12 protein-coding genes and 1 tRNA gene are annotated in these 16765 nt (G+C 44.4%); 10 read left to right on the top strand and 3 right to left on the bottom strand.

Annotated features, from left to right (window positions below; translation table 11 throughout):
• Positions 1–55: 55 nt before the first annotated feature.
• Both Q369_RS0111245 and Q369_RS0111240 read right to left on the bottom strand, forming a co-directional pair.
• Complete coding sequence (locus tag Q369_RS0111245; RefSeq protein WP_031527904.1) at positions 56–1834, bottom strand: ABC transporter ATP-binding protein; 1779 nt, start codon at positions 1832–1834, stop codon at positions 56–58.
• A gap of 131 nt (positions 1835–1965) precedes the next feature.
• A tRNA-Met gene (locus Q369_RS0111240) sits at positions 1966–2039 on the bottom strand.
• Between the two features lie 198 nt (positions 2040–2237).
• On the opposite strand from Q369_RS0111240, the gene Q369_RS0111235 reads away from it, so the two are divergent.
• The 6 genes from Q369_RS0111235 (at position 2238) to menD (ending at position 9462) form a co-directional block, all read left to right on the top strand.
• A complete protein-coding gene (locus Q369_RS0111235; RefSeq protein ID WP_031527903.1) occupies positions 2238–2630 on the top strand; it encodes an START-like domain-containing protein in 393 nt (130 codons plus the stop codon).
• Positions 2630–4123, top strand: coding sequence for an LptF/LptG family permease (locus tag Q369_RS0111230; RefSeq protein ID WP_031527902.1), 1494 nt, complete (start codon positions 2630–2632; stop codon positions 4121–4123). Before Q369_RS0111235 ends, Q369_RS0111230 begins: the two co-directional genes overlap by 1 nt.
• A gap of 105 nt (positions 4124–4228) precedes the next feature.
• Positions 4229–4504, top strand: a complete 276-nt coding sequence (gene rpsO / locus Q369_RS0111225) for a 30S ribosomal protein S15 (protein WP_031527901.1) — start codon at positions 4229–4231, stop codon at positions 4502–4504.
• A gap of 110 nt (positions 4505–4614) precedes the next feature.
• Positions 4615–6756: a polyribonucleotide nucleotidyltransferase gene (gene pnp, locus Q369_RS0111220; protein ID WP_031527900.1), complete on the top strand. Its 2142-nt coding sequence runs from the start codon at positions 4615–4617 to the stop codon at positions 6754–6756.
• A 66-nt stretch (positions 6757–6822) separates the two neighbouring features.
• Positions 6823–7686, top strand: coding sequence for a sigma-70 family RNA polymerase sigma factor (locus Q369_RS0111215; protein ID WP_015810559.1), 864 nt, complete (start codon positions 6823–6825; stop codon positions 7684–7686).
• Between the two features lie 66 nt (positions 7687–7752).
• The gene (gene menD / locus Q369_RS0111210; RefSeq protein WP_031527899.1) at positions 7753–9462 is read left to right on the top strand and encodes a 2-succinyl-5-enolpyruvyl-6-hydroxy-3-cyclohexene-1-carboxylic-acid synthase; all 1710 of its coding nucleotides are present in this window, start codon (positions 7753–7755) and stop codon (positions 9460–9462) included.
• A 7-nt stretch (positions 9463–9469) separates the two neighbouring features.
• Here menD and Q369_RS0111205 read toward each other — a convergent pair whose 3' ends face one another.
• Positions 9470–10528, bottom strand: a complete 1059-nt coding sequence (locus Q369_RS0111205) for a tetratricopeptide repeat protein (RefSeq protein ID WP_031527898.1) — start codon at positions 10526–10528, stop codon at positions 9470–9472.
• Between Q369_RS0111205 and Q369_RS0111200 the strand changes: the two genes are divergently transcribed.
• From Q369_RS0111200 to Q369_RS0111185, 4 genes are all read left to right on the top strand, one after another.
• The gene (locus Q369_RS0111200) at positions 10529–10780 is read left to right on the top strand and encodes a hypothetical protein (RefSeq protein ID WP_031527897.1); all 252 of its coding nucleotides are present in this window, start codon (positions 10529–10531) and stop codon (positions 10778–10780) included.
• A 161-nt stretch (positions 10781–10941) separates the two neighbouring features.
• Positions 10942–13959, top strand: a complete 3018-nt coding sequence (locus Q369_RS0111195; RefSeq protein WP_035333374.1) for a tetratricopeptide repeat protein — start codon at positions 10942–10944, stop codon at positions 13957–13959.
• A 42-nt stretch (positions 13960–14001) separates the two neighbouring features.
• Positions 14002–15663 carry a TonB-dependent receptor gene (locus Q369_RS0111190; protein WP_051664044.1) on the top strand — a complete coding sequence of 554 codons (1662 nt, stop codon included), beginning with the start codon at positions 14002–14004 and terminating at the stop codon, positions 15661–15663.
• Between the two features lie 30 nt (positions 15664–15693).
• On the top strand, positions 15694–16764 hold the full coding sequence (locus tag Q369_RS0111185; RefSeq protein ID WP_031527894.1) for an HU domain-containing protein: 1071 nt from the start codon (positions 15694–15696) through the stop codon (positions 16762–16764).
• Position 16765 lies beyond the last annotated feature (1 nt).

Genomic DNA, 16765 nt, shown 5'->3' with positions numbered 1-16765 from the left:
TGTATCCTGACTTAGGAGGCGGCGAAACCCGAAACTTGCTAGATGTATTTTTGGTCTAAACCGATACTACCTGCTCATCTTTACGCTCGCCGATCTGCTGGCGCCACATTGCATAGTACAACCCTTTTTCGTCCAAAAGTGAGTTATGTGTGCCCATTTCGATGATCCGACCTTTTTCGAGAACGTAAATGCGGTCTGCGTGCATGATAGTCGAGAGTCGGTGTGCGATCATGACCGTGATATGTTGCCGCTGATCGGTAATAGTGCGGATTGTGTTGGAAATTTCCTCTTCCGTAAGTGAGTCGAGCGCGGAGGTAGCTTCGTCGAAAATGATGAGGTTAGGATTTCGGAGCAATGCGCGGGCAATGGAAAGGCGTTGCCGCTCGCCGCCGGACAGCTTCAATCCGCCTTCGCCGATCACCGTGTAAATACCATTGTCTGCACGCGAGAGCAGATTGTAGCACGCTGCTTTAAGAAGCACATCGTTGATCATTTCGTCGGTAGCATCCGGATTTACGAAAAGAAGGTTTTCCTTGATTGTACCTGAAAAAAGCTGTGTATCCTGTGTCACAAAGCCTATTTTGTTCCTTATTTCATCAAAATCAATGCTGTTTCCATTGAAGTTGTTGTAATAAACATTTCCCTCGATCGGCGGATAAAGTCCGACCAGTAATTTAACCAGCGTTGTTTTCCCCGAGCCGGAAGGACCGACAAATGCGATTGTTTCGCCCCGTTGTACCCGGAATGAGATATTCTCCAACGCAGGCCGCGTCGCCGACTGGTGCTGGAATTTAACCTGTTGAAATTCCAGGACTTCAATTTCCCCGATCTTCTCAGGCTGCAAAGGCTTCTTTTCAATGGGGCGCGCCAAAAGTGTTTGCAGGTTATTGAGCGAAGCTTCGGCCTCTCTGTACGACATGATTACATTTCCCAGTTCCTGCAATGGGCCAAAGATGAAGAAGGAGTAGAATTGCATCATCATCATTTGTCCCACCGTAATCTGGTCGCGGAAGACGAAGAAAAGCAATGCGAACATGATACATTGCTGCAGGAAATTGACGAATGTACCTTGTATAAAACTGATTGACCGGATGCTTTTCACCTTTTTCAGTTCCAGTTTAAGGATTTTGAAAGTAGTGGTATTCAGCCGGCTGATTTCCTGCTGGGTGAGTCCCAGGCTTTTTACAAGTTCAATATTTCTTAAAGATTCGGTAGTAGAACCGGCCAGCGCAGTTGTTTCGGAAACAATATTCTTCTGTATTACTTTAATCCGGCGGCTCAATATGCTCGTTAGAATTGCCAGCACCACAGAGCCCACGAGGTAAATTAACGGGAGCATCGGACTGAGCTTGAATGCGACAATCACGACAAACACGATCCCGATCAGCGTTGTGAATAGTACATTGACGAAGTTCATGATAAACTTCTCGCAATCGGCGCGTACTTTTTGCAGAACAGAGAGTGTCTCTCCGCTTCGCTGGTCTTCAAAATCCTGGAAAGGCAGCCGCAATGCATGACGAAGCCCGTCCGTATACAGGTTAGCGCCAAACTTCTGGATCACCACGTTCACAAGATAATCCTGAAACGCTTTCGCAATGCGGGAGACCATTGCAGTACCGATAATGAGCCCCAGCCCGGTGAGTACTCCTTTAAAAAATTCATCGTCGAGCCCATTGTTGCGGAAATAGGCCGCTTTGTTGGCATAAGGGTCGATGAGCAGGTTACCTAAGATATAGGGATTCAGAAGAGAAAAGACCTGGTTGATTGCGGCCATCAGAAGCGCCAGCAATATCAGCCATTTGTAGCGGCTGAGATATTGTAATAATAATTTCATACAGTAGCAGGGTGAAACAGGTGATTTACCTAGACTGATAAACTGAAAGCGGAAAAATTTAATTCTCTGCGAAGCCTGAAAATGCAGAAACAATAAAAAAGACATCCTGGAATGGGATGTCTGAAATCGGGTAGCGGGGAGCAGAATCGAACTGCCGACCTTAGGGTTATGAATCCTACGCTCTAACCATCTGAGCTACCCCGCCGTTTAATGTGGTGCAAAAGTATGTTAAATATTTTTACGGCACAACTCGTTTTCTGTAAAAATGATGCGGAAAATATGTCCGACGGTTCATGCAATTTTAACTTTGCAGGCATTTATAACTGAATTATGCTATATTACAACTTTTAAATCAGCGAGTAAGGCAGGAACTGTCAAGGGTATCGTTTTAATAGAAGTTCACATGGAAAAATATAAATTTATTACCGAGTTTGAGTTGCGTTCCTCTCCGAAAGTGCTTTTTCCATATATCTCGACCCCTTCCGGACTGGAACAGTGGTTTGCAGAGAAAGTGACTGTACTGCCCGATCACCGCTTCGATTTCCAATGGGACGGAGACAGTCACATTGCCCGCCAAACCGGCCTCCGCATCAATAAGGCAGTACGTTTTGACTTTGAAAACACAAGTGACGACAACCTCGATAACAACCATCTGGAACTTAAATTAGAAGTGAGTGAGTTAACTCAAACAACTTTCCTGCGTGTAATCGACTACTCGTCGAACCGCGATCAGGACGAACTGGCGTCATTGTGGGAAGGCTTTATTGATAATCTTAGAGAAATAGTAGGTAGTTGATGAAAAAGCTGGATAAGCTTGTTTTAATGTCTTTTTGGGGGCCGTTTTTCATTACAATGTCGGTCGTCGTATTCGTGTTCCTTATGCGGATCATGATATTCTACATTGACGATTTTGTATCAAAAGATCTTGGTATCGCCGATTACGCGCAGCTGTTCTTCTTTTTCAGTCTTATCACAGTCCCGACTGCGCTGCCGCTGGCTACATTGCTGTCTTCACTGATGGCATTTGGAAATTTGGGAGAATTCTTTGAGCTCACCGCCATCAAGAGCGCGGGTATTTCGGTGACCCGGGCAATGCTGCCGCTGTTTATAGTAACATTCGGTATCAGTATATTCTCCTTTTTTTTCAACGACAGAGTATCGCCCTGGGCTAATTTGAAGGGTTATAGTCTTTTATATGATATTAAGACTACGAAAGCTACCCTGAAAATCAAAGACGGTATTTTCTATAATGATCTGCCGGGATATAGTATTAAGGTAGATAAGAAGGAAGAAAACGGCAGGCTGAAAGGAATGGTGATTTACAAGCACAGCAACCGCTCCTATGAATTCGGCAACACCGAAGTGATACTTGCGGACTCAGGGAGAATGTATTCCATCAATGACAACCGCTACCTGGTTATTGAACTGTACAATGGAACCAGGTATACGGACGAAGCCAATTCATCAACTTCCCGTCCGGTCTACATTTCTGCCGGTGGGGCGATGACGCGCGGCTTTTCCAATTTCAGCCGCAACTCTTTCAAGCATTACCGGCTGACTGAGAGTCTTTCTTCGTTTGGAATGAAGCGGACAGATGAGGGGCAGTTTAAATACCACGAGTTTATGAAGAACATCACGGATCTGACAAAAACCGCAGATTCGCTTCGTACCTCTTATGTGGAAACGCGTAAAAACCTGGTTCCGGGCAGTCAGCAGTACTACTCTTATAACTATCGGGAGGGAACTGATAAAACGATCAAGAAAGGAGCGTGGGTGGATTCTTTGCTCGTGAAGCCGGTATCGGACAGTTTGAAAAAAGAGATTTTGGAGAATGCGAAAGGCGCAGCGAACAGCATGCTGAGCTATACGAAATCCCAGTACGACTATCTGCAGACCAAGCTGAAAGATGCGAATCGTTATGAATTGGAAAAACACCACAAGTATACCAATGCAATTTCCTGTCTGATTATGTTCCTGATCGGTGCGCCGCTGGGCGCGATCATCAAAAAGGGCGGATTTGGTGTACCTGTATTAGTATCGATCTTGTTTTTCATCCTTTTATATGTATTAACGAATCAGGGGGACAAATGGGTGAAAGAGGGATTACTTGCAGTACCGCTGGGCGCGTGGCTGGCTAATACGGTGTTGCTGCTTGCAGGTTTATACTTTATCAGTAAGGCCAGAAGCGACTCGCGGCTTTTCGAAAAAGATGTTTATCAAATGCAGTTTAAGAGATTTAAAACGTGGTTGGCAAGTAGATTTGGCAAAAGCCAGCTTATCCAATCATAGTAAAATTATATTTTTTAAATCGCTGTAAAATCGTACTTTTGCAACCTTATTTACGGCAAGGTGCTGTAAAATACTTCCCATACAATTTAATCTGTTGTTACAATCATGTATTTAACCGCGGAAAAGAAGAGCGAGATCTTCGAATCAAAAGGTTTTAAAAAAGAGAGCGGAGACACTGGCTCAGCTGAATCACAAATTGCTTTATTTACGTACCGCATCAACTATTTGAACGAGCACTTAAAGACGCACAAGAAAGACAATGACACGCGTCTTGGTTTGCTTAAAATGGTTGGAAAGCGTAGAAGATTGTTAGACTATCTTTACAAAAAGGACATTAACCGCTACCGTGCGATTATTGCCGAATTGAACATACGTAAGTAATTTAAAATCAGGGAACTTCAATCACATGTAAGTTCCCTGATTTTTTGCGGAATTAGAAAAATCATCGGGACGTCAGGACGGCGCTCCACAGCTACAAAAATCACTATTCTATGCTTTTTAATATAGTTAACAAGACTATACCCTTACCTGATGGCAGGGAAATCACTATTGAAACAGGAAAATTAGCAAAACAAGCCGACGGTTCGGTGGTTGTCAGACTGGGTAATACCATGTTGCTGGCTACGGTTGTTGCTAATAAAGATATTAGAGAAGGACTGGACTTTTTACCATTGTCTGTTGACTATCAGGAGAAATTTGCTTCTGCCGGTCGTATTCCAGGAAGTTTCCAGAGACGTGAAGGTAAATTATCCGACCACGAAGTATTGATCAGCCGTCTGGTTGACAGGGTTCTTCGTCCATTGTTTCCGGAAGACTATCACGCAGAAGTACAGGTTAACATTCTTTTGATTTCTGCTGATCCAACCGCATTGCCGGATGCATTGGCTGCATTAGCTGCATCTGCTGCATTGGCGGCTTCTGATATTCCATTTAACGGACCGGTATCTGAGGTTCGTGTGGCGAAAATTGACGGGCAGTATGTAGTTAACCCGGGATCAGTTGAGCTTGAAAAAGCAACACTTGACCTGATGGTGGGTGCGACTTACGACGATATCGCCATGGTGGAAGGAGAAATGAGCGAAGTATCTGAGGAGGAAATTATCGAAGCGTTGAAAGTCGCTCACGCAGTAATTAAGGAACAATGCCTTGCATTGAAAGAATTTGAAGCGGCAGTAGGTAAAACTGAGAAAAGAGAATACGTAGGTGATGATGCTGATACAGAAGTTGAAGCACGCGTTCGCTCATTTGCTTACGATAAGATATATGCTGTCGCACAGCAAGGTTCGACCAACAAGCAAGTTCGTAAAGACGGATTTAAAGCAGTTTGGGAAGAATTTAAAACGACAATCACCGAAGAAGAAGCGCCGGAATTCAAGGAAGGTCTGGCGAAACGTTATTTCAATGATCTGGTTTGGGAAGCTTCACGCCGCCTGGTTCTGGATGAGAGGATTCGTTTGGACGGTCGCCGCCTTGATGAAGTAAGACCAATTGCTTCTGAAGTTGATTTTCTTCCAAACGCGCACGGTTCTGCACTTTTTACAAGAGGTGAAACACAGTCTCTGACTACCGTTACTTTGGGTACGAAGAATGACGAGCAGATCGTTGATACAACTTTGAAATACGGGTACAGCAAATTCATGCTGCACTACAACTTTCCTGGATTTTCGACAGGCGAAGTAAAACCGAATCGTGGACCTGGTCGTCGCGAGGTAGGTCACGGGAACCTTGCGTTGCGTGCACTTAAAAAAGTATTACCGCCGCTTGAAGACAATCCATACACAATCCGGATCGTATCTGATATTCTTGAATCAAACGGATCTTCGTCTATGGCTACCGTTTGCGCGGGTTCTCTGGCATTGATGGACTCAGGTTTGAAAATTAAAGCGCCTGTATCCGGAATTGCAATGGGACTTATCTCCGATGCAGCAACAGGCAAATACGCTGTTCTTTCTGACATTCTTGGTGATGAAGATCACCTGGGAGATATGGACTTTAAAGTAACAGGAACGGAAGCAGGTATCACGGCTTGTCAAATGGATATGAAGGTAAACGGTCTTTCATTCGAAGTATTGACAGAAGCTTTAATGCAAGCCAAAGCGGGCAGGTTGCACATCCTGGGGGAAATGAACAAGACAATCCGCGAAAGTCGCCCGGATTTGAAACCACATACACCTCGCGCAGTTGTTATCAAGATTGATCGCGAGATGATCGGTGCGGTAATCGGGCCGGGTGGTAAAGTTGTTCAGGATATCCAGAAAGAATCAGGAGCTACTGTTTCTATTGAAGAAAAGGATGGTGCCGGGTTTGTAAGTATATTCTCAGCTGACAAGACTTCAATGGATAAAGCAGTGTCTCGCATTAAAGGTATCATCCTGGTGCCTGAGATCGGGGAGATATATACTGGTAAAGTGAAGTCCATTATGCCTTTCGGCGCATTTGTTGAGTTCCTGCCTGGTAAAGATGGTTTGTTGCACATTTCCGAGATCAAGTGGGAAAGACTTGAACAAATGGAAGGCGTGCTGGAAGTAGGAGAAGAGATCCAGGTGAAATTGGTTGAGATTGACAAGAAAACTGGAAAATACAGACTTTCACGCAAAGTGTTGCTGCCAAAGCCCGAGAACAAAAATGCATAAAATAGTGTTTCCTTATTTGGAGACAGTATTGACGTCGTTACATAACATATTTAATAAAAGACATAGATGAGACAGCTAAAGATCAGTAAGCAAATCACCAACCGTGAAAGTCAGTCGTTAGACAAATATTTGCAGGAGATCGGTAAGGTAGATTTGTTAACGCCGGATGAGGAGGTGACCTTAGCGCAAAAAATCAGGGACGGGGATCAGTTGGCTTTGGAAAGATTAACCAAAGCAAACCTCAGGTTCGTTGTTTCCGTGGCAAAACAGTACCAAAACCAGGGGCTATCTCTGGGTGACTTGATAAACGAAGGAAATTTAGGACTTATCAAAGCTGCACAACGTTTTGATGAGACCCGTGGTTTCAAATTCATCTCATACGCAGTTTGGTGGATCCGTCAGTCCATTCTTCAAGCGCTGGCCGAGCAGTCCCGTATTGTTCGTCTGCCTTTGAACCGGGTTGGCTCACTTAACAAAATTTCTAAAACATTCTCTGAACTGGAGCAGCGTTTTGAGCGCGAGCCTTCACCGGAGGAACTTGCGGAAGTGCTTGAAATCTCATCTTCCGAAGTAGTTGATACCATGAAAATATCAGGTCGCCACGTTTCGATGGACGCACCTTTTGTTCAAGGTGAAGAAAACAGCCTGCTTGATGTATTGGAGAATGATCTGGAAGACAAACCAGATTCCGGTCTTGTAAATGAGTCTTTACGGAAAGAAGTTCAGCGCGCGCTTTGTACGCTGACGCAACGTGAAGCAGACGTGATTGCATTGTATTTCGGTCTGAATGGCGAGCATGCAATGACTTTGGAAGAGATAGGGGAGAAGTTCAATCTGACTCGTGAGCGCGTGCGTCAGATCAAAGAAAAAGCGATCAGGAGATTACGCCACGTATCAAGAAGCAAAGCGCTTAAAACTTATCTTGGATAAGCTTCTGGTGCATTCAATTGAAAAATAACTTAAATAGCCTCTATAAGAGGCTATTTTCATTTAGATATGGCCATTTTACAACCTTTGATAGATATTCCGGCAATCTGTTATGCTCACGGAATCAGACACGCGGTAGTTTCACCAGGATCAAGAAGCGCTCCGCTGACACTTGCATTCGCACGGCACGGCGGATTTCAAATGCAGGTATGTATGGATGAACGTTCCGCTGCTTTTATCGGGCTCGGAATAGCACAGCAAACAAGCTCTGTGGTCGTATTAATCTGTACTTCGGGCAGTGCAGCATACAACTTCGCTCCTGGCGTTTCAGAAGCCTTTTTCCAGCAGATCCCATTGCTGATCCTGACAGCTGACCGGCCGAAGGAATGGATGCACCAATACGATGGGCAAACCATTTACCAGAATGAAATCTATGGCAAGCATGTGAAACGATCTTTCGAGCTTCCTGCTGATTACGGACACAAGGATGCCACCTGGGCGATCAACCGGATCGTAAATGAAGCAATAGGTGTGACACAAACCAAGCCGCACGGGCCAGTACATATCAATGTTCCGATCAGAGAGCCGTTTTATCCTTCTCAGACGGAAGAATTCGTCCAATCTGAGCATATCAGGATTATAAGCCGGGTAATTTCAGAGAGAACAATTCCGACTGAACCATGGAATGATTTACTGGATGAGCTAGACGCTGCCAAACGCATTCTGATCGTAGTCGGACAGCACAATCCGGAGCCGGAACTTAGCCAGGTACTTGCAAAGATTGCGGAGGAATGGAATGTGCCCGTGGTAGGGGACTGTGTAAGCAATTTGTCGGGGAACCCCATTTTCATTCGTCACCACGATTTGTTTTTATCCAGCAAAGAGGACGTAAATCTTACACCGGATCTGCTGATCACCTTTGGATTGTCGCTGGTATCTAAAGAATTGAAGCTCTTCCTGAGAAAAAATCCACCTTTCAAGCACTGGCACGTAGGGGAGGACTCTTTTTTAGCCGATCCAATGCAGTCAATGACCCAGCAAATTGCAGTAGAGCCGCTATACTTTTTTAATTCGCTGTTTGAAAAAGTTGATTATCAGCTTTTTGTGGAAAATGCAGATCTGCAGAATGATAGCAGCTATGGTGCTGTGTGGCAACAAATGGAAAGGGCTGCGACGCAGCACAAAGTAAATTTTGTTAATAATTTAAGGTCGTTAAATGATACAACGTCGTTAGATTTTATTTTTGAGCAGCTAGATAACAGATACCAGCTGCATTTAGGCAATAGTATGTCGATCAGATATGCCAATGCATTGGCTACTCGGAGCGATTTGGGTTTGTTTTGCAATCGGGGAACCAGCGGAATTGATGGTTGTGTCAGCACAGCAATTGGCGCGGCTTTGGTTAACAATTTGCCTACATTATTAATTGTAGGTGACGTCAGTTTTCTTTATGATAGGAACGGGCTGCTGATCCGGCACTTGCCGGAGAATTTAAAGATTGTGGTCATTAATAATGCAGGCGGTAATATTTTCAGGATCATTGACGGACCTGCCGGGCTGCCTGAGCTTGGTGATTACTTTGAAACCCGGCATTCATTCACAGCGAAGCGAACGTGCGAGGATTCCGGGATGGCGTATTTTGAGTTGCGGGATTTTGCTGCGATGCAGTTGACAGTGGAAGAGTTCCTTTCTTCGACTACGATTAGTTTGTTGGAGATCTTCACAGATCCCGAGGAAAATCGTAAAGCCTGGAAAGGTTTGAAGTCAATGTCTATCTGATATAATATCACTTGCAATTTTGAGCAGCAAGCTCGGTTGCAAGTGAGTCTTTCAGAATAACACCTTGTTTCCAGATTCTGCAAGCTTCGAGGGGCTGTTTTAGCTCGAAATAGGCGCTTCCAGCAAGCCCGTAGAGCATTTCTACGGGTTCTGCGATTTCAATGGCTTGCGTGTAATAGTCCAAAGCTTTTGCGAATTGATTTTTCTGGGCGTAATAGATTCCAAGATTGCGTAGTGCATACCCGTTAGCAGCTAGCTTTTCCAGAGAGCGTTCTATTAGTGCCTTTCCTTTGTCAGACAAGCCGGTGTTCAGTAATACATACCCTTTGTTGTTCAATGCAAATGCATTATCGGGCTGCCTGTTCAAAACCTTATCGAAGCATTCGAGAGCAGCACTCCAATTTTTTTCGCGAGAAAGTATTAGCCCAAGATTATTGAGTGCTTGTGGATGTGCGTTGTCAAGTGCCAGTGCATTCTCAAAGTCTGCTTTTGCAGCAGGGTAGGACCTCATCCGATAATACAGCGCACCACGGTTCACGTATGCTTCTACGTTACCTCTTTCCAGAGAGATGGTTTTATCGTAGTTGGAGATCGCCGCAACATCATTTCCTTGCGCAGCAAGAATATCTCCTTTGGTCAAAAAGAAGCGGGCCGAATCTTTGTAGTCTTTCTCAATTACGCTTAAATGTTCCGCAGCGTCAGTCAGTCGACCTAATTGAAGGGCAGCTTCACTCTTCACGAGATTTGCTTGTACAAGCGTAGGATCAATGCGAGTTGCTTCTGTCAAAACCTCGTAAGCTTCTTCTGCCTGGCCCATTTTCAATAAAGTTATTCCTTTATTGAGGTATGCGTCTGAAAAATCTGCATTTTTGGAGATTGCTTCATCATATAGCCTGATTGCCTCGGCATAGTTCTTTTGAGTCAGTGCCTGGTTTGCTTTCAGGAAGAAATCAGCTGCGTCTTTCTTGCTCTGACTGGTACAATTCAGAAAGATTGCAGCTAAAAATATTAGTGCTAATGAATATTTAAGTTTAGCAAAGGGGTATTCTGGCTTTTTAAATAACATATGAGATATATAAAGGAAATTCCGAATGCGGAATTCAAAATTGGGCTTTATCAGTGGAACAACAAATACATTATCAAAATTGAATCAGGACTTTTTGAACAGACTTACAAGATTGATGAGTATGAAGTGGAGCATGCAGGAGAATTGGAGTCTGGTTTGGACAAGATTTTCATGGATTCGGTAAAAGCAAAATTCGATGCAATGCAGGAGGACTTTTTCGCGTCTCTCAGGCGCAATAATGTAGTATTTTAGCGTGTCATAACCTCTTCAAAACCTGTCCACGTATACGCTTTTAGTATGCTTTTCGTTAGATAGCAAACAATTTCAGGCGGTATTTGTGCGCTCAGGTAATCTTATATAAAGATATGGTCCATCGCATTAAATTCATTCAAAACTCCACCAACTCAGCTTCTATGGTATTAAAACGCAGCGCTTCGGCGTTCGGATTGCTTTTATGCGCCGGCACAACCTACGTGTCAGCTCAGAATACATTGAGTATAACAGAGCCCGAGGCTCACTTCAGAAATGGTCTGGAATACTATGAAAAGTCGAACTATGTAGCTGCACGACAGGAGTTCGGCCAGTTTCTAAGTTCTCAGAACAAATTGCTGAGCACAAGCGATTATAATAAGGTAACTGCTGAATACTACGTTGCAGTTACCGGACTGTACCTGAATTATCCTGAAGCGGAAATTCAGGTGGACCGTTTTGTCAAAAATCACGCAGAACACCCCAAAGCACAGCAGGTGTATGGAGATCTGGGGCGGTACTACTTCAATTCAGGCAACTATGACAAGGCAATAACGTACCTTGAAAAGGCGGTTGAAGCTCCTACGTCCGGTGGAATTAAGACGGAGAGTATGTATCAGCTTGCGATGTCCTACTATAGTACCCAGCAGCCTGACCTTGCACTACCACTTTTTAATCAGGTTAAAATGGATGCTTCTTTTGCCAACGCAGGAGACGCATCATTTTATGCAGGGGTAATTAACTACCAGAAAAACAACTTTGACGTTGCTCTGGAAGATTTCAGGCGAGTTGAGACGCATCCTTATTACAAGAATGAAGCGCCAAACTGGATTATCTCATCGCTTTATCAGCTAAAGGAGTTTGACCAGCTCACACAGTATGGCGAAAAGATATTGGCACAACAAAGAGGGAATACTAAGCTGGATGATGTCGCGCTGTATGTTGCAGAAGTTTATTACGAGAGAGGAGACTATCCCGCTGCTGTAAAGGCCTATGACAGGTACAAGAGAATGCGGGCCGGGACCATGCCGCCTGCAGTGGCTTTGCATTACGGGCATTCGCAATTCAGAACTAACAACTACGAGGCTACAATTACTACATTAAAGCCGGTAAGTTCCGGCAAGGATTCTGTTTCGCAGTACTCCTCCTATCTGCTAGGAATCAGCTACTTGAAGACGAATGCTTTAAGCAATGCTTTAACAGCCTTCGGGAATGCAGCAGGATTAGATCACAATCAGATTGTAAAGGAAGAAGCTTCCTATAACCACGCGAAAGTACAGCTTGAAACAGGTAACAATGCAGAGGCAGTTAAGGAGCTTACCAGCTTCCTTACTAAGTTCCCGAATAGCAAACATAAAGAAGAAACAACGGAGCTGATCGCGGAAGGTTATGCCAGCGCTAGCAACAGCCAAGGTGCTATCAAATACATTGAAGGACTGTCCTCCCGCAATCCTAAAATCAATGGCACCTATCAAAGACTTACTTTCAACCAGGGTGTTGCTGACTTCAACCAGGAAAAGTTTGATCAGGCGATTACGATGTTTGACAAATCCCTGAAAGTACCAATTGATCCGGAAATATATAATTCTGCCTTGTTCTACAAAGCAGAGTCGGTGTATGGACTTAAAAGGGTTGACGAGGCTGCAAGACTTTACACGCAGATATCCAAAAATCCCAAAGCTGGGATCTATGCCCGTAAGAGTTTGTATGCACTAGGGTACATTTATTACAATCAGAAAAAATACAGCCAGGCGCTCCCCTACTTTAAGGAGTTTACTTCAAATATCGAGGGAATGGACGTGCAGATGATTGAAGATGCACATTCAAGGTTAGCTGACTGCTACCTCGCAGCCAAAAACTATAATGAAGCGATTCGTACCTATGAGCAGGTTGCTTCTAAAGGAAAGGTCGATAAGGACTACGCAATGTTCCAGAAGGGCAGAGCTTATGTTTACATGAATCGTGAAGCGGAAGCACGCAGGCAATTCGAATTGTTGATCAGTCAATATCCTTCGTCGCGCTACCTTGACGATGCTTACTTCCAGATGGCGGACATTGATTTTCAAAATCAAAGCTATTCAGCCGCTGTGAAGGGTTTTACAAGGATGATTAATGAGCAGCCTAAAAGTTTGATGATCCCGGCTGCCTTGCTGCGCCGCGCCCAGTCTTACTATAACCTGCAGGTTTACGAACAGGCAATTGTCGACTTCCGTAAAATCCTGACAGAACACCCTGAGTCTCCTTCTGCAAGCAGCGCGTTGGAAGGTATACAGGAGAGCTACACGGCTGTCGGCAGACCAGAGGAATTTACACAGGTACTTGGTGTAGTTAGAAAAAACAATCCAGGCAACGAGAAGCTGGAAGAAGTTGAGTTCGATAACGTACGTAACCTCTATTATGCAGAGAAGTACCAGAATGCAATTCAGGCTCTGAAAGAGTTTTTGTCCAGCTATCCTGCAAGCAAGCACAAGTTTGACGCCAATTACTTCATCGCCTCTTCTTACGATAAATTAGGACAGGTGAATGAAGCATTGCAAGGTTACCGACAAGTGGTACAGGATAACAAATCAACTTTTGTCGCAGCTTCTGCGCAACGCTCGGCCGAGTTGGAGATTGGACGCGGAAACTATAACAATGCGGTAACTAATTTCAGGATCTTGCTTCGAAACTCTGAAAACAAGAAAGAGCAGACTCAGGCCTGGATCGGTTTAATGGATACTTATTATACGTTGAAAAGCTACGATTCCACCCTTTATTATGCCAAAGAGGTAATTAACGTTGGAAATGTGGTTCCGGGTGGACTGGGCAAAGCGCAGCTGTACCTGGGTAAAGTTCCTTACGACAAAGGTGATTTAACAAAGGCGGCGGAGGAATTCAAGAAGATATCAAAATCTTCAAAAGATGAATTTGGCGCGGAGGCGAGTTACTGGGGTGCGATGATCCTTTACAAGGAAAAGAAATATAAGGAAGCTGAGACGGCTATTATTGAAATGGGTAAAGCCTTTGAAGGGTACGATTACTGGCGTGCACGTTCGTTCATTTTGCTCGCTGATGTATATGCCGGCTTGAATGAAGTCGGGCAGGCTAAGGCCACATTGAATTCCATCATTGAAAATTCCGATGATAAGGAAGCTGTGGAGCTGGCAAAGGAAAAGCTAACCCAAATTGAAAAACTGAAATAGTCCACTCCGGTCGAACAAAAACTATTGGTACAAATGATTAAAATGCAAGCATCGCGAATTGTAATTGCAAGTTTAGCTTCGGCGCTCGCTGTCTCTACGGCATTTGCTCAACGAGGCGAAATTGAAAGCCAGACTTACGAGATCGTAAAGGAAAAAAGTATAGAATTCGCACCCGCTAACCGGGTCTTTGACAAAGTACAACCTGTTAAAAGTGAGGCAGGCAAGACAAAGGTTTCTTACGAGATCATAGATCCGCAGATCAACATTTCTTCTCCCAAACTTACCCCGGCAGTTGCAGCAACTTCCGACCAGAAGGAAAAAGATGAAAAGGACATTCTGAATAACTACGTAAAGCTGGGCGCAGGTAACTATGGCCGCTTTCTTGGAGAGGCTTTCGTAGGCGGCCGGCCTGCCGAGGATCTTGCTTTCACAACACAGTTGAAGCACCTGTCAGCAGCGAACGGGCCGGTTGATGGCAAGAATTCGGCGAATGCTTCAACTAACATTAAGATTGGCGGCAAGTACATTCGCAGCACATACAAAATGGATGCGGCGCTGGAATATGATCGAAAGAACTACTATTTCTATGGCTATCAACCGCAGCCCGAAGGAATTGTGGTGGACCGGGATACAATCAGACAAACAGTTAATCAGTTTGGTGTAAATTTGGGTTTTGAAAATACAGATGCTTCGGTACTTGTTGATTATTCTGTAAAGACCAGTTTGAACACTCTGCGCGACAGGTACAGTGCATCTGAGCTGGATTGGGGTACAAAACTGAATGCGTCAGTGCCGATCAGCGAGAGCTTTTATGCATTGCTTGAAGCCGATGCATTCGTTTCGCAGCGCGTTGATCAGCTTACTTATAACCGTAACCTTTTCAAGGTACAGCCTACATTCAAGTACGTAACCGATATTTACTCTGTTTCAGCGGGACTTAACGTTGTTAATGAAACGGACGAAGAGCTCAACATCAACAAAACCAAAGCTTTTCCAGCAGTGAACCTGGATGTAACTCCATTTACCGGTTTACATATCTTCGCTGGCTGGAATGGAGATGTTGTCAGAAATACTTTAAGAAGCATGCTGGCGGAAAATCAATGGCTTGGTTCGAACGTGCTTATCGTAAACACAGAGAAGACATCTGAAATAAGTGCCGGAGTAAAAGGTGAAGTCAGTGGCGGCTTAAATTATGAAGGTAAAGTGGCATATACCAGTTACCGCAACTTCTACAACTTTAACAACTCACTGGCTGATACTTCCAGGTTCTCGATCATTTATGACCCGGGAAAAACAAAGGTGCTGACGATATCGGCACAGGCAGGTTACAATTTCAATGACATGTTCAAAACCTCGTTAAAGGCAAACTTCTTCGACTATGCCATGTCGTCGAATGTGGAGGATGCCTGGCACCGGCCCGACCTGACCATAAACTGGTTCAATGCGCTTACAATAAGTAAAAAGCTGTTTGTTACCTCTGATTTTTATGTACTAAGGGGAATAAAAGCGAAGAATTTTCAAAGTGGCGTAGTTACAAAATTGCCCGTTATCGCTGATCTGAATTTCAAGATTGACTACCTGTTAACCAAGAACTTCTCGGCTTTTGTGGCGCTTAACAATGTACTTGGCAAACAGTACCAGCGTTACCAGTACTACCCGCAGCAGGGCCTGAACTTTATTGGAGGATTGTCATTTTCTTTTTAACTTCGTCGGGTTAACTCCAAAAAGAGCTTCATGATCGCAGTTGAAACGGTATTAAGAAAACTTATTAGCGAGTACGAATTTGTAATCATACCTGGTTTCGGGGCACTGTTGTCGCACCATATTCCGGCTGCTTATGATAGTAATTCGGGCTTCTTTTCGCCTCCGGCAAAAAAGCTCGCGTTCAATGAGTATCTTAAGCTAGACGACGGTCTACTTGCAAATCACATTTCGCGCCAGGAAAAGTGCACCCACACCGAAGCAGTTGATTATGTTAAAGGTTACACTGATAACTTAAAGCAGCAACTTGACGCCAATGGGCAGGCTCTTATTGACGGAGTTGGGGAGTTTGGCAGGAATGTGGAAGGAAAGCTTGTATTTGAGCCTAAAACGGAAAAGTACTTCAAAGATGAATGGTACGGTTTCGAGAAGGTTAAAGTAAAACGCTTTAACAAGCAGGTCATGGCAAATTCTGTTAGCCATCCTTTCGCTGCGGAGCACGAGGTTGAAGTGATCGAGTTTGAAGATGAAAAGGTAAAATCAATCAATTGGAGGCGCTGGGCAGCCGCCGCTGTTGTCGCATTGCTTTGTGGACTCAGCTTTTTTCTGGTCAATTCCCAGCATTCGGATATACAGAGTACATTAAATCCCTTTAAGGAGCTCTTTTCAAAAAGTGAGTTACCGCAAGAGCAGCAAACCATCGTTGAAGAGCCGGCACCTGCAACGAATAACGAGACTGTCGTAGTTGAAGAAGATTCTACTGAGACGGCGCTGGTAGACAGTTCAGCAGCTAAGCACGATTCAGCAGCAGCTATCGTTCCTTCGGCTGTTCCCGCTGCGCCAGCAGTTGGTAACACGGCAGCCAAGTTCTACGTCATTGCTGGCGCATTTAAAGGTCCCAAGCAAGCGAGAATATTACTCGCCGACCTGCGGGAAAAAGGATTTGAAGATGCTCTGATCATCCCCGGTAATAAGTACAGTACCAAAGTGAAAGTTGCAATTGACGGATACGATACTGAAAAAGAGGCTTACCGTGCCTCCGCCCGGCTGAAATCCATAATCGGTCAGGAAGGCTGGGTTTTTAAGCCTAAAACAAACAAATGAT

The sequence above is a fragment of the Dyadobacter crusticola DSM 16708 genome, from assembly GCF_000701505.1.
In the GTDB taxonomy this organism is placed as follows: Bacteria; Bacteroidota; Bacteroidia; order Cytophagales; family Spirosomataceae; genus Dyadobacter; species Dyadobacter crusticola.
The sequence above is the reverse complement of the archived record's forward strand: the minus strand, read 5'-3'. Positions and strand labels throughout refer to the sequence as shown.

What these genes read in the sequence shown, in the direction of transcription:
- menD (WP_031527899.1), top strand. Translation starts at nt 7,753, where the DNA reads ATGGCCATTTTACAACCTTTGATAGATATTCCGGCAATCTGTTATGCT.
- Q369_RS0111230 (WP_031527902.1), top strand. Translation starts at nt 2,630, where the DNA reads ATGAAAAAGCTGGATAAGCTTGTTTTAATGTCTTTTTGGGGGCCGTTT.
- Q369_RS0111235 (WP_031527903.1), top strand. Translation starts at nt 2,238, where the DNA reads ATGGAAAAATATAAATTTATTACCGAGTTTGAGTTGCGTTCCTCTCCG.
- Q369_RS0111185 (WP_031527894.1), top strand. Translation starts at nt 15,694, where the DNA reads ATGATCGCAGTTGAAACGGTATTAAGAAAACTTATTAGCGAGTACGAA.
- Q369_RS0111245 (WP_031527904.1), bottom strand. Translation starts at nt 1,834, where the DNA reads ATGAAATTATTATTACAATATCTCAGCCGCTACAAATGGCTGATATTG.
- Q369_RS0111190 (WP_051664044.1), top strand. Translation starts at nt 14,002, where the DNA reads ATGCAAGCATCGCGAATTGTAATTGCAAGTTTAGCTTCGGCGCTCGCT.
- Q369_RS0111215 (WP_015810559.1), top strand. Translation starts at nt 6,823, where the DNA reads ATGAGACAGCTAAAGATCAGTAAGCAAATCACCAACCGTGAAAGTCAG.
- rpsO (WP_031527901.1), top strand. Translation starts at nt 4,229, where the DNA reads ATGTATTTAACCGCGGAAAAGAAGAGCGAGATCTTCGAATCAAAAGGT.
- Q369_RS0111195 (WP_035333374.1), top strand. Translation starts at nt 10,942, where the DNA reads ATGGTATTAAAACGCAGCGCTTCGGCGTTCGGATTGCTTTTATGCGCC.
- Q369_RS0111205 (WP_031527898.1), bottom strand. Translation starts at nt 10,528, where the DNA reads ATGTTATTTAAAAAGCCAGAATACCCCTTTGCTAAACTTAAATATTCA.
- Q369_RS0111200 (WP_031527897.1), top strand. Translation starts at nt 10,529, where the DNA reads ATGAGATATATAAAGGAAATTCCGAATGCGGAATTCAAAATTGGGCTT.
- pnp (WP_031527900.1), top strand. Translation starts at nt 4,615, where the DNA reads ATGCTTTTTAATATAGTTAACAAGACTATACCCTTACCTGATGGCAGG.